Below are 13,385 nucleotides of genomic sequence, written 5' to 3' on the forward strand. Positions count from 1 at the left end.
AGGGTCAGCACTGATTAATGATCCCATGATTGTCGTCGAGCGAAATCGAGACCCCGTATTTGCATGAGCGCGCCGCCAGATCCTCGATCATATCGCATGCCAGAGTCGCAGGTGCGGGAACAGGCACGATGCGCTCGTGATAATTCAGGGCCTCCAGCCTCTCGCCGCCGATCACGATGGGATGGAGATCGATCGACTGGAGACGGGCGTCGGCATCGAAGCGGCATGTCGCGACGAGGCTCTTCCAGACCTCCGGCGCACTCCAGACCGCCTCGCCCTCATCGAGGTGGAACAGAAAATTGCCGAGCCCGTAGAAGATCGGCGCACCCCGATGAATTTCGACGGGCTGCAGGACGGGAGCGCCGTGACTGACGAACACGCCCGCACCTGCGTCGATGCAGGCACGCGCAAATGCCTGGACCCATTCCGGGACGTCGCGCCAGCTCGGTTCCCAATGATGATGATGAAGGTAGGCGATGACGAAGGCTCCTTCAGTGGCTGCCTTACGGATCGCCGACAGATGGATCTCTGAGCTGACCTCGTCCACCAGGATCCTGCGCTTGTTCCCGTTCGCCCTGCGAAAGATCGTGCCATAGAAATCGATGTCGTCGACGGAGTGCAGCTGAGGCGGATCGTGGGGCTGGGCATAGTTGCTCCTTTCCATGCGACTGCTTTGAAACGCCTCCTGAATGCCACTCAAAGCATCAAAGTTCGATGGTTCCACCTCGAATACCCTTGAAACCTCGAGTCCGTTGACGCCGGGGCGTGCCGGTCGCCGGTCCGTTGCGTCGGCGGCATACATCGTCGCGGGCCCAGGCCCGGCATCCACTGCCACGAGCGCCACGGACCTCTTGCCGAAGGTCTTGATACCCGGCCGCTGTGCTTTGGATAAATCAGTGCCGATACCGGCATGAAGGAAGTCCCTGGCCGCAACCTCCTCGAGCGTCGACAGGATGCCCGGCGGGCCCAGGTCGAAAGCATGGTTGTTGGAGAGTGCCAGGGCATTGAAGCCGATGTCCTTCAACGCATCCAGAACCACGGGCGCCGAGCAACCAAAATAACTCCCCTTCAGCGGCCAGCCACCGTGTCGGCCGAACACCGTGGTCTCGAAGTTCGTGAAAGCGATATCGGCCTTCTGGATCAACGATTTGATCGTGGCAAACCTCTCGTCGGAAACCTGGCGAACATCATGATGAATCAGGGATTGCCCGGTCAGGACAAGCGTGAACGGCGAAGGCATGGCTGAGGCTCTTGGAGATGAATTCAGAAAATGGGACAGGCGGGTCGGGGACGGGGGGAGCAATCACTTCTCGGTCTGCGGAGAAATATCGACACCGAACCATTTCAGGCTGATCCTGCCGAGCGACCCGTCCTTGGCGCTCGCCTCAATGGCTTTGTTGAAGGCTTGTGCGAGATCGGCGTCCTCCTTGCGAAGGCCGATCCCGACACCGGGACCCCATGTGCCCCCGGAAAGCTGGGGGCCGAAGAAATCGACGGCCTTTCCCTCCGGCGTTTCGAGAAACTGCTTCCAGACGAGATAGTCTCCCAATCCGCCGTCGATGCGCTCGGATGTAAGATCGAGCTTCAGATTTTCCTGGCTGTCATAGCTGCGCACCTGGGCAATATCGCCGAAGAGCTCCCGGACGACAGCCTCCGAATTCGAGGACCGCAGCACGCCGAGCGTCTTGCCCGTCAGGCTCTCCCTCAGCTTGTCGATGAGCGCCTTCTTCTCCGCGTCGATGTCCGTCAGGTTCAGCTTGGCCTTGGTATCACCGGGCGGCAGGCCGAGGTTGCGGCGCATGACGATCTGGTTCGGCCCCACGGCATAGGGCACTGAGAATGCGATCGATTTCTTGCGCTTTTCCGTGATCGACATGCCGGCGATGATCGCGTCGTACTTCTTGACCAGAAGGCCGGGGATGATGCCGTCCCAGTCCTGGGCGACGAAGGTGCATTGCAGCTTCATCCGGGCGCAGAGTTCATTGCCCACATCGATGTCGAACCCGACAAGCGCACCGTTCGCGTCAATGTAGTCCCAGGGCGGCGAAGCCCCTTCCGATGCGATGGTGATCGCCTTGCGCTCCTCGGCACGGGTAACGCTGCTGGCGAGCAGGGTTGCCAGAACGGCCAAAGCCAGATGTCGTTTCATGGTATTCCCCTTCTTCTTGGTTCGGTTCCTGATCATTCGCCGAGATGTATCCGCCGCAGGTTCTCGCGGAGGCCGCAGGCAACGCCCGTTTCGTCCGTGTCCCAGGCATCTGCGAGATCCTGCAACGTGATGCGCTCAGCGCCTGAAGCGCCGAGCAGGATCGCTTCATCCCCGAGCTTTGCTTCGGGAATATCGCTGACATCGACGCGAAGATGTTCGAGATGGACGGGGGGTACGATGGCAGCGCGCCGCCCCCTGATCAGCACGGCGGTCTTGGACCGGGGATATCGCGGCATCCCCTGTCCCCAGCCGATTCCGAGAACAGCCAGGCGCATGGCCGCACGATATCCCGGAAGGTCCGGTGGCGCGCCCATACTGTCGTCGCTCGCCTTGAGTGCGACGATGCGGGCTTTGATTGCTGACAGGGCAGGGCGGACGATCAACCCCCGGCGATCCGCATGGGCACCCGTCAATCCAAAAAGGAGCGCGCCGGGATCCACCGCATCCATGTCGAACTCCGGATGGCGAAGCAGGCTTTCACTGCTCGACACCATGATCGTTGCGGGACGGTGGCCTGTCGCCTCGAGTTCCTTGAGAAGAGGCAGCAGGCGTGTAACCTGCTCTGGCGCCGAAGCGCCAGCCTGGCCGAATTCGCTGAGATGGGCATAGAGGCCGTCGACCACGATATTAGCCTGCGACGCGCATAGATCGATCAGATGCCGAAGACCCGAGGGAGCCACGCCGGCGCGCCAAAAACCGAGATCCACCTTTACGAAGATCTTCAGCGGAATGCCGGTCGATAGCCAGCTCCGCAGATCCTCTTCACCGGAAATCGTGATCGTCAGATCGAGCTTCCGGACAAGCTCGACGGCGTTCGGACCAATGCCCGGATACATCAGGATAGGCTTTCGCGGCGCCGCCTTTCGCACCGCCAGGGCGTCGGCGATCGAGACCACACCGAAGGCATCGACATCGGCCGCGCACAGGAGGGCGGCTACCTGTTCTGCTCCGCATCCATAGGCGTCCTGCTTGAGGCAGGCGATGAACTTCGTGGTCGAGCCGATCGCCATTCGAATGGCGCGGTAGTTGGAGGCGATCGCCGACAGATCGATCTCGCGCCAGGCGGCTTCGCCGAGCTGAAGCGGACCGTGATGGTGATTACTGTTCATGGGCCACCTGCGAGAGGGCGACCCGGCCGGGTTTGGATTTGGCGCGCGGTGCGCCATTCAACTGCGCCTCCAGCATGTGAAAGGCGCCGGTCAACAGGAATGTCAGGCCGAGATAGAGCAAGCCGGCCGCAATGAAGATCTCGTAGGGGGCGAAGGTCTCCGAAACCAGCTTGCGCGATAGGCCGGTGATTTCGAGCAGCGTCACGGTGCTGGCGAGGGACGTCGCCTTGACGAGGCTGATGACTTCATTGGCATAGGAGGGAAGCACGCTTCGGAAGGCGATCGGGAAGATGATCCGGCGCTTGATCTGCAAGGGCGACATGCCCACGGCCTGCGCCGCCTCGATCATGCCAGGGGCGACGCTCTGGATCCCGCCGCGAAAGATCTCCGTCGTGTAGGCGGCGCCATTGAGCGAGAAGGCAATGAGGCAGCACCAGAATGGTTCGCGTAGCGCAACCCATAGGACGCTCGACCGAATGAAGCCGATCTGACCGAGGCCGTAATAGATGATGAAGAGCTGCACGAGCAGCGGGGTACCGCGCAAAACATAAGTGTAGGCCAGCACGGGCAGGGACAGCCAGCGCCGCGACGATGCGCGCATGAAGGCCAGGGGAACCGAGATCACGAGGCCTGCCAGGAGCGACGCGAAAGTCAGCAGCAGCGTCAGTGGAATGCCGCCGGCAAGCGTTACGGTGCTGGTAAGAAGGAGTGCGATATCCATGGCGGAACGCCTCACCGCCCGCGAACGGCGAAACGCCGTTCGAGCAGGTTGAAGATCACCAGCGCCAGGCTGGTTAGCGCGAGATAGAGGGCCGACGCGGCCAGATAGAAGGTCAGCGGAGCCCGCAACGAACCTGCGCCGATGGCGGCGATCCGCATGATGTCGGTCAGCCCGACGATCGAGATCAGCGAGGTCTCCTTAACCAGGGAGATCCACTGGTTCGCGAGCGCGGGCAGGGCAATGCGCAACATTTGCGGAAGGGTGACCAGCAGCCAGGTCTGCCAGGGATGCAGCCCGAGCGAGCGGGCCGCCTCGATCTGCCCCGTGGGTATGCTGAGCACGGCGCCTCGAAAGATCTCAGCGGTGTAGGCGCCGAAGACGACGGTGAGGGAAACGACGCCCGCCAGAAATGCATTGACCTCGACATAGCGCCCGAAGAAGGCGCTGATGGCGACCGTGCCCCCGAAATAGATCAACAGGATGATGATCAGTTCGGGCACGCCGCGAATAATGGTGGTGTAGAAGCCGACGGCCACACTCATGGCCTTCCACCGGGACAAGCGCCCGGCTGCGGCGAGCAAACCGAGGGCCATGCCGAGCACGCCGCTGACAAGCGCCAGCATCACCGTCGTCTTCAGCCCGTTGGCGAATTGCACGGCAAAGCCGTCCATGCAGGAAACCCTTCTATCGATGTGAGGCAAGAAAGCTGCGAAGCCAGCTGGAGGTCGGCGCGGAGAAGAACTTCGAGGGAACGCCTTCTTCCTCGATCAGCCCTTGGTGCATGAAGGCAGCTCGTGTCGACACCTGTCTTGCGAAGGCAAGTTCGTGAGTGACGATCACCATCGTGCGCCCTTCCTCCGCCAGCGCCGCCATGACACGAAGCACCTCGCCTACCAGCTCCGGATCGAGCGCGGAGGTCGGTTCGTCGAAGAGCAGCGTGCGTGGTTCCATGGCGAGCGCGCGGGCGATCGCCACGCGTTGCTGCTGTCCGCCGGAGAGATGGCGAGGATAGGCATCCGTCTTGTCGGAAAGCCCGACCTTGGTCAGGTAGTGACGGCCGCGATCGGCGGCCTCATCGCGCCGGATCCCTTTGACGAGGACCGGACCCTCCGTAACGTTTTCAAGCACGGTCTTGTGCGGCCAGAGATTGAAGTTCTGGAACACCATGCCCATCGAGGCCCGAATGCGCCGGGCCTGCCGATGGTCGATGACGTTGGCTTGCCCGCCCTGCTGCGATGCAGCTCGTATGGCCAGCTTCTCGCCGTCGACCCAGATATCGCCCCGGTCGGGAATCGTCAGGAGGTTGAGGCAGCGCAGAAGCGTGCTCTTGCCCGAACCGCTGCTGCCAAGGATCGAGAGAATTTCGCCTGGCCGGATATCGAGATTGACACCACACAGGACGGCATTGCCGCCCAGCCTTTTCTCGATCCGCTCAGCGCGTATGCCGTGCTGGACGGCCTGTCGGAACATCGGACCGCTCTTCATCAGCCCCTCCGCGCCGGTGAACGCTGCTTGGCGCCGATACGGGCAATGGGAACTATTGGACACGGCAAGGCCTTTGCTGCGCGCATGGGAGCGGCACCACTTTTTGATGTGTGTTGTCGTTGCGAAGGACGCTGCTTTGGTCCGATGGCGCCGAGTGGCGTTCTGACCTGTCCCCGACCCCAGAATTGCCCGCGCGCTCGCCGAGATCAATTTATAAGCGAGATTATTTTTCGATAAGTTCAGCTAATAAGGTTTGCTACCACTTCAATTCGAACGACCAATTATGGCCTTCGGCAGGCGATTGGCCTGGCGCGATCTGTGCGACGGTATAAGTTGAGCTTTGTCCTGAAAGGCGGCAATCGGCAGCTGCACGGAAGCCCATCATGGTGGAAATCTCAAAGACGGGCATCACGCTCCGCCAGCTTCAGATCCTGCGCGAGGTCGTCAGATCGGGCTCGGAGCGCAGTGCCGCCAAGGCACTCGGAATCACCCAGCCTGCCGTCAGCCAGCAAGTTCGGATCTTGGAAGGCTTGCTTGGCGTGCAATTATTCGTGCGGGACAAGGGGCGGCTGGTTCCGACGGCCCATACGATGACCCTTTTTCGCGACACCGACGCCACCTTCCTCCAGATCGAAAGGGTTGCCAAAACGGTTGCATCCCTGAAGGGCGTCGATAGCGACACGATCAGCATCGCGGCACCGCATATCTTCTCGCTCCGGCTTCTTCCCGAGGCTTTTTGCAAATTGCGTTCGCGCCAGTCGTTTGCGGGAATGGTGCTCAAATCGGGCACCTATCCTGAGGTGGCCGAGCATGTCCTGGAGGGACGTGCCGATCTTGGAATTGCTCGGTTACCTTTGGACGGGAATGTTTTCGACTGGTGCCCGGCAACGACTGCGACCAATGTCTATGTCTGCCCCCGCGGTCACCGCTTCACCCAAAAGGACATCATCAGGCCGGAGGACCTTGTGGGAGAGGCGCTGGCGGATGTCGAACCGGGAATGCAATCCCATCTCATGAACGAGAATGCCATGAGGTATATGGGAGCAGAACCTCATCTGGCGATACAGGTCGATGTCATCGGCCAGGAGGTGAGTTTCGTTGCTGCGGGTCTCGGCATCTCCAGCAGCAACACCTTCGCCGCGAGCCAGTTCGCGTCCTTCCCGGTTGAAGTCCGTCCTTTCGAGCCGAGTGCCCTCTACCATTATGTCATATTCTGGCAAAAGGGACGGAAACTTGGAGCCTTACTCCAAGAAACGATTAAAGTTTTGGTTGAATGCGCGCAGGTCGATGCGGGAGTTCCAGAGGGGGGCAACAGAGCGCAAGGCGTCCAATGATTACTGGATCTGTCATGGTCAGTGCCTGTCCCGCCTTCGCGGCAAGCTTATCTCTCGGCTCTACGCCGCAGCGTCACTATTCAGCCACAGGAGCTTGCTGCTTTTACTGCGCCAACCTTACCGCCTGGCTGCGCATCAACCCACCGGGCGAGGCCTTGCCGGAGACTGGCGCATGTCGGTCAGCGATGTAACCGCTGGTATTACGGATTGTCGACGCAGGCGTCGGCCAAGCACTCCTCGATCTTCCTGAGAAATCTGATGCCCGGTGTGTCATCCTCGGTGATTCTCTTCATCGTGAGCCCGTCGGCGTGGCAGGCCGTGGCCTTGTGTAAGCTCGCCAGGGCTCGAGACAATGTTTGGGCGTCGGTTGCGTTGAGTGTCAGCACGCCCGAGGGCTCGGAAAAAAGCGCGGCGACAGGCGAGCCGTTCAGCAGTTCTTGCACATTGATGGCCTCCCCCAGCGATATCAAGACCGCCTGGTCTTTCGGGTCGAGTTTCACATTTGCCTGAGGACCGATACCGCAAGCGAGCGCCGAAGTGATCGAGAGCACGATCGTTGCAAAAACCACAAGGGAACGCATCCGATCTCCCCCGCAAAGATCACCGCCTGCTGCGCTACTTTGCTGTAAGCGGTCCCAGAATTCAACTTGGGCGCAAGGCAGGGCGCGGTGGTACTTTGAGTGCAAATTGCCATGATGGTGTGCACGGTTCCTTGCGAAGGCTTCAACCCGTCGCGAGCTCGAAAATACCCCGGACAAGCACCCAGGGGGACAATCCGGGCTCGAAGTCCATTTCGCAAGAGAATGGATCGCAGACCGCGCGACGTTCAACGCAAGTAATGGATATGTGGTCTTCGATGGTGGGGAGATGTCTCGACACGTGCCTCGACTGCAAAGACCTCTCGCATAAGCTCTTCCGTGATGACGGCTTCTGGAGGTCCAGAAGTTACGATCTTCCCCTTTTGCAAGACGATGAGCCGATCGCAGAACATGGCGGCATGATTGAGATCGTGCAAGGCGACCACACTGGTGATTGGCAGGCTGGCGACGAGCTTCAACACACCGATCTGGTGCTGAATATCGAGATGGTTGGTGGGCTCATCGAGAATGAGTTCCGTCGGAGCTTGCGCGAGGGCTCTGGCGATCTGCGTGCGCTGCTTCTCGCCGCCTGACAGGCTTTGCCACCGGTCGTTCCGCCGACCTTCCATGCCGGTGCGCTCAAGCGCTTCGTTCACAGTCCTGTCGTCGGCATGCGTCCAGCGTGATAGCCATGACCGATGCGGGAACCGCCCGAGCCTGACCACATCTACAACGCTGAGGTTGGCACCGGTCGTGGCATGCTGCTCGACGAAGGCGACCCGGCGCGCGACCGCCCGAGCGCCGAGCGTTTTCAATTCGTTTCCTTCTAGCAGGACACGGCCGGATTGCGGGCTTTTTAGCCCAGCCAGCAGTCGTAGAAGCGAGGTCTTGCCGGAGCCGTTGGGGCCGAGCAGCCCGAGCATTCGTCCAGGCTCGGCTTCAAAGGACACACCGTCGACGATCGTCTTGCTTCCAATCCGCCAGATCAAATTCTCTGCAGTGATGCTCATGTCGCACGCTGCAGCCGGTATAGAATAACTGAGAAGCAGGGCACGCCAACGAGCGCTGTCACAACGCCGATTGGCAGAACCTGTTGGGGGATCAAGGCGCGCGAAGCGACATCCGCCAATACCATGAAGATGGCGCCGATAAGTGCGCAGGCCGGCAATAGTCGGATGTGGAGCGGACCGATCAAGGATCGGGCCGCATGTGGCACGACCAGGCCCACGAAACCGATCGATCCGACCATGCTGACGATCGCAGCCGTCATTAAAGCAGTAAGGGCAAAGAGGACGATCCGGGCCCGGTCGACATTGACTCCGAGCGAGGCTGCAGTCTCGTCGCCGAAGGCGAAGGTATCGAGCGTCCTCGCATAGGAGAGGCAAGCCACGAACCCAAGGCTGACGACCCCGGAAACCAGCATGAATTCCGGCCAGCGCACACCCCCAAAGCTGCCGAGAAGCCAGAACATGACGTCGCGCGCCTGTTGGGCGTTTCCGGCGGTGGTTACGATATAAGAGGTCGCGGCATTAAAGAGCTGCGAGGCTGCCACGCCCGCCAGAATGGTGCGATCGGCACCGCCGCGCGTGCCGTTGGACAGGAGTGCCACGAAGCAGAAGGCGGCAAAGGCGCCGAGGAAGGCCCCGGCTGACAGAGACACGGCGCCGGCACCGATTCCCAAAATAATGATGGCGACGGCCCCCGTCGACGCACCGGCGGAAATACCGAGCACATAAGGCTCCGCGAGCGGGTTGCGCAGCAAGGATTGCATGATGGCGCCGGACAGGGCAAGACCCGCTCCGCAGAAGGCTGCCACCAGGGCGCGGCTCAAGCGGTAATCCCAGATCACCGTCTCGTAGACGCGGTCGATCTCTCCGACCGACCAGCCGAGACGGTTAGCGACGGCCGCGAAGGTGATGTCGAGCGGAATTGGCAGGTCACCGATGCCGACGCTGAGACCGACAACCAAGCAGATCACCACCAGCGATCCCAGCAGCAGGCCGGGAAAGATCACCTTGCCTCGAACGGCGCCGTATTCCGTGTTCACTTCAGCAGGCCGAGTGTTTTCAATTGCTGGGCCACCTGCTCGGCGCCGTAAATCGTACGGACGGTCGGATTCATCGCTTGACCGTCCATCACCACGATGGCCTTGTTCTTGACGGCTGGAAGCTGGCTCACCGCCGTATCGGTGGTGAGGAAGCGCATCTTGGCTTCCGGCTTGTCGAGCTCCCAGCGGTTCCGATCGAGGCTGGCTATGACGATGACATCCGGCTTGGCAGCAATGATGCCTTCCCAGCCCAGCGTCGGCCATTCGGCGTCGGCCTCAATGGCGTTGCGTCCGCCAAGAACGTTGGCAATGAAGCCCGAGGCGCCGTTCTTGCCGCCGAGATAGGCATCGGCGGTAGGAGAGGGGCTGGAGAACCAGAAGAGGTAGGCGAGTTCCTTATCACTTGGCCTGATGCTGGCGCGCAAAGCCTTCTCACGCGCTTTGAAGTCGGCGATCAGGCCCTGCCCGCGATCGGAGACGTCAAAGATCTGTGAAAGCTCATCGATCTCTCGATAGAGCGCCTCCATGCTCCAGAGCTCGGCCCGCCTGCCATAGGCGTCCTTGCTGCCTGTGGTTTCGAGGCAGGTGCCGGGCGAGAGATAGCTCGGAACACCGACGCGCTCGAAATCCTCCCGTTTTGCAACCTTGCAGTTGGGCCCGAGCAGGGTCGGGAGCGCGGCAGCGACGAAGTCCGGTCTTTCAGCGAGGATTGTCTCGAATGTCGGAAACTCGACGGTTAGAAGCTTCACCTTCGCATTGGCTTCGGCAAGCTGCGGCATGACCTTGCTGGGCCAGAAGGCGGTGCCCGCCATCCTGTCCTGAAGCCCAAGCAGCAACAGAATCTCCGCGCTGTTCTGGCCGAGCCCAATGGCACGCTCCGGAGCCTTCGGAAAAGTGACTTTCACGCCGCAGTTGTCGAGTGTCAGGGGGTAACGGGTGGGAGCCGCGGCAAGCGGGCTCACAAGACTTCCGGCGATGCAAAAGCCGAGTGCAATCAGAAGTGATTTGAGGCTGCCCACAAAACTATTCCCAAGGAACACCGTCATCGGGCGGGGTCTTAGCGGGCTGGCATAGAAAAAGCTAGTTAGCGTTACAAAATTATAGGTATTCTAAATTATAGAGATTCTAATAACGCTCATGAGATTTTAGGCCTGCTGTTGCCATAATCAGTGTTTGAGGCGGGATACATGAAAGAGGCGGCAAATGTATCAAACTGTTCGAGGGGCAGCTGCCGTCCGCTCGACCATTGCATTCGGCGGAATTCGGTATGACAACGCCACGAGTCGTCCCGTCTCCTTGATTTGCTTTTATCCTCAGCGGAAGAATGAGAAACGCTTAGGTGATCGGGGAAGAAGCTGTCTTTTCTTTTGTCGCCGCTTTCCCCCCAAGCTCTTACGTCGCAAGAACTTGTCGACGCTCTCGCGCCCCATCGAGCCCGGCGCCTGAGCACCAGCGAAATCATGCGAAAGGCATCTGTTTCACCGGTCAGTTGAAGCAAATGGCTCTGGCACCCGTTTGTGCAGCCTCGATAGGGAACACTGTTCTTCAGGTTACCGTGGAGCGTGTGGCAGCAATCCATTATCGGATCAGCGCCGCCGGGTCTCGATCAAGCTGCGCAGGCGTTCGTACGCTGCGCTGCCTGCTGTGCCGAGATCGCTGACGCTGCTCATGTGATTGCGCTTCGGCAACTGGCATCTCGATACGGACAGCCCTTGATGTCTCAACTCCATGGCGAAATTGTCAGCCTGCCCATGGAAAGGTGGTGTCTCCTCCTCTCCCACCAAGATATCGACGCAAGTATCCGGGTCGTGGCGATGTCCGAGTGGCGAGAACTCCGCAACTTCGGTGTCGGTAAGTCCGATCTCGGCCTGCAGGAACGAGGACTGCAGGGGTTTCAGATCGTAGATACCGCCAAGAAGCAAGGCAGCGGAAATCTCGGACGATACCTGAGCCTGGTTGAACAGGAACGTAGATAGATGAGCTCCGGCCGAATGGCCACTGACGGTCAGTTGCGACGGATCTCCGCCGCAGCCTGCAATGTTCTCGATCACCCAGCGCTTTGCCCGACCTATCTGATCGACGATGACCGCCATTCCGACAGCCGGCATGAGAGCATAATCGACGATGACGGCGATGGCACCGGCCTTCGTGACGGTATCGGCGACATAGGAATAGTCTCGCTTCGAGAACATCCGCCAATAGCCGCCGTGGACGAACATATGCACTGGCAATCCATGCCGGCGACCGGGTGGAAAGAAAAGGTCGATTGTCTCATTCGGCCCATGCCCATAGGCGATATCGGGCAACAGTGGAATTGCGGCCCGTGTCGCTTCGCTGCGACTGACCATATCGGAGACGATGTCGTCGAAATCGGCTACGTGGTCGCGAATGCGGAAGGGATCGCCCGCCTTCATAGGGCAACGGCGATATATTTCGCCTCCATGAACTCCGCTATTCCGTGGTGCTGGCCGCCTTCACGGCCGAGGCCGCTTTGCTTGACGCCACCGAAGGGAGCGGCGGGATCCGAGACCAGCCCACGGTTGAGGCCGATCATGCCTGCCTCGATCTTCGAGGCGACCCGCATGCCGCGCGCGAGGTCCCTGGTAAAGATGTAGGCAGCCAGCCCATATTCTGTTTCATTGGCCCGGGCGATTACCTCGTTTTCATCCTCGAAGCACATGATCGGTGCCACCGGGCCAAAGATTTCCTCTTGAAGCATGGCGGCGCCCGTGGGGACATCGCAGAGGACGGTCGGCGGATAAAAGAAGCCCTTCCCGAGCGGGAGCGAGCCGCCGCATAGCAGCTTCGCACCGCCTTTGACAGCGTCGTCGACCAAGCGTGCGATGTTCCTGACGGCCTTGCTGGTGATCATCGGCCCGCATTCGGTCGAAGCATCGGCACCGGCACCTGTCTTGAGGGCCTCCATCCGCTTGCAAAGGCCCTCGGCAAACGCGTGATATAGGCCCGATTGTACATAAATCCGGTTCGCCGCGGTGCAGGCTTCTCCGGCGTTGCGCATCTTGGCGATCATGGCACCATCGAGCGCCGCTTCGAGATCGGCGTCATCGAAGACGATGAAGGGAGCATTGCCTCCGAGTTCCATCGAACTCGAGATCACATGCTTGGCTGCTTCCGCGAGCAATGAGCGCCCTACATTCGTCGAACCGGTGAAGGACAGCTTCCTCACCCGCGCATCAGCCAGCATCGCCGAGGTGATTTCACCAGGCCTGGCGGTCGTCAGCACGTTCACGACACCAGGGGGAACCCCGGCCTCTTCATAGATCGCCGCAAGCGCATAGGCCGTCAGCGGCGTCTCGCTTGCAGGCTTGAGGATCACAGTGCAGCCGGCGGCAAGGGCAGGGGCGATCTTTCGGGTCGCCATGGCAGCCGGAAAGTTCCAGGGCGTGATGAGGACGCAGATGCCGATTGGCTGATAATCCACCACGATGCGATTGGCGCCGGCTGGCGCCGTGCCGAATTCGCCAGTGATACGGACGGCTTCTTCGGCGTTCCAGCGGAAGAATTCGGCGGCGTAGGCGACCTCGCCCCGTGCATCGCGCAAAGCCTTGCCGTTCTCCGCCGAAATCAGTGTTGCAAGCATTTCGGAGCGCTCGATCATCAGTTCGAAGCAACGGCGCAGAATCTCCGAGCGCTGGCGCGGTTGGGTTTCCCGCCAGTCCCGGGCCGCGGCAGCGGCGGCTTGGACGGCCAAGGCTGCATCCTCCAAACCTGCATCGGGCACGGCCGCCAATACGTCCTCCGTCGAAGGGTCGACGACATCGATCAGCTTGCTGCTCGAGGCTTGTCGCCAGGTGCCATTGATATAGAGGCCTTGTGAGAAGGCTCGAAAATCAAGTGTGCGATAATCGGGCCGAGTGGCCTGGTCGACGGCATTCATGGTG

13 protein-coding genes are annotated in these 13,385 nt (G+C 60.5%); 1 reads left to right on the forward strand and 12 read right to left on the reverse strand.

The genetic code is table 11. The annotated features are described in order from the left end of the window. Window positions 1-4 precede the first annotated feature (4 nt). The 6 genes from C5L14_RS24700 to C5L14_RS24725 form a co-directional block, all read right to left on the reverse strand. Window positions 5-1,240, reverse strand: coding sequence for a CapA family protein (locus C5L14_RS24700; RefSeq protein ID WP_105864739.1), 1,236 nt, complete (start codon window positions 1,238-1,240; stop codon window positions 5-7). Between the two features lie 63 nt (window positions 1,241-1,303). After that, window positions 1,304-2,149 (reverse strand): transporter substrate-binding domain-containing protein, encoded by an 846-nt coding sequence (locus tag C5L14_RS24705; protein WP_105864874.1) that lies wholly within the window; start codon window positions 2,147-2,149, stop codon window positions 1,304-1,306. A 32-nt stretch (window positions 2,150-2,181) separates the two neighbouring features. Further along, on the reverse strand, window positions 2,182-3,318 hold the full coding sequence (gene alr / locus C5L14_RS24710; protein WP_181161318.1) for an alanine racemase: 1,137 nt from the start codon (window positions 3,316-3,318) through the stop codon (window positions 2,182-2,184). Beyond that, window positions 3,308-4,039 carry an ABC transporter permease gene (locus C5L14_RS24715; RefSeq protein WP_105864741.1) on the reverse strand — a complete coding sequence of 244 codons (732 nt, stop codon included), beginning with the start codon at window positions 4,037-4,039 and terminating at the stop codon, window positions 3,308-3,310. The genes alr and C5L14_RS24715 overlap by 11 nt, the downstream gene beginning before the upstream one ends. An 11-nt stretch (window positions 4,040-4,050) precedes the next feature. After that, complete coding sequence (locus C5L14_RS24720; RefSeq protein WP_105864742.1) at window positions 4,051-4,710, reverse strand: ABC transporter permease; 660 nt, start codon at window positions 4,708-4,710, stop codon at window positions 4,051-4,053. Window positions 4,711-4,723: 13 nt separating this feature from the next. Then, on the reverse strand, window positions 4,724-5,509 hold the full coding sequence (locus tag C5L14_RS24725) for an amino acid ABC transporter ATP-binding protein (RefSeq protein ID WP_105864875.1): 786 nt from the start codon (window positions 5,507-5,509) through the stop codon (window positions 4,724-4,726). A 398-nt stretch (window positions 5,510-5,907) separates the two neighbouring features. Between C5L14_RS24725 and C5L14_RS24730 the strand changes: the two genes are divergently transcribed. Then, window positions 5,908-6,858, forward strand: coding sequence for a LysR family transcriptional regulator (locus tag C5L14_RS24730; protein WP_105864743.1), 951 nt, complete (start codon window positions 5,908-5,910; stop codon window positions 6,856-6,858). A 200-nt stretch (window positions 6,859-7,058) separates the two neighbouring features. Here C5L14_RS24730 and C5L14_RS24735 read toward each other — a convergent pair whose 3' ends face one another. From C5L14_RS24735 to C5L14_RS24760, 6 genes are all read right to left on the reverse strand, one after another. Further along, window positions 7,059-7,439: a hypothetical protein gene (locus C5L14_RS24735; protein ID WP_105864744.1), complete on the reverse strand. Its 381-nt coding sequence runs from the start codon at window positions 7,437-7,439 to the stop codon at window positions 7,059-7,061. Between the two features lie 245 nt (window positions 7,440-7,684). Then, window positions 7,685-8,446 (reverse strand): ABC transporter ATP-binding protein, encoded by a 762-nt coding sequence (locus C5L14_RS24740; RefSeq protein ID WP_105864745.1) that lies wholly within the window; start codon window positions 8,444-8,446, stop codon window positions 7,685-7,687. Continuing rightward, on the reverse strand, window positions 8,443-9,450 hold the full coding sequence (locus tag C5L14_RS24745; protein WP_428832655.1) for a FecCD family ABC transporter permease: 1,008 nt from the start codon (window positions 9,448-9,450) through the stop codon (window positions 8,443-8,445). The genes C5L14_RS24740 and C5L14_RS24745 overlap by 4 nt, the downstream gene beginning before the upstream one ends. Window positions 9,451-9,479: 29 nt before the next feature. Then, window positions 9,480-10,502 (reverse strand): ABC transporter substrate-binding protein, encoded by a 1,023-nt coding sequence (locus tag C5L14_RS24750; RefSeq protein WP_105864747.1) that lies wholly within the window; start codon window positions 10,500-10,502, stop codon window positions 9,480-9,482. Between the two features lie 567 nt (window positions 10,503-11,069). Next, window positions 11,070-11,897 (reverse strand): alpha/beta hydrolase, encoded by an 828-nt coding sequence (locus C5L14_RS24755; RefSeq protein ID WP_105864748.1) that lies wholly within the window; start codon window positions 11,895-11,897, stop codon window positions 11,070-11,072. Beyond that, a complete protein-coding gene (locus tag C5L14_RS24760) occupies window positions 11,894-13,381 on the reverse strand; it encodes an NAD-dependent succinate-semialdehyde dehydrogenase (RefSeq protein WP_105864749.1) in 1,488 nt (495 codons plus the stop codon). The genes C5L14_RS24755 and C5L14_RS24760 overlap by 4 nt, the downstream gene beginning before the upstream one ends. Between the last annotated feature and the right edge of the window lie 4 nt (window positions 13,382-13,385).

This window comes from Labrys okinawensis (genome assembly GCF_002982075.1).
In the GTDB taxonomy this organism is placed as follows: Bacteria; Pseudomonadota; Alphaproteobacteria; order Rhizobiales; family Labraceae; genus Labrys; species Labrys okinawensis_A.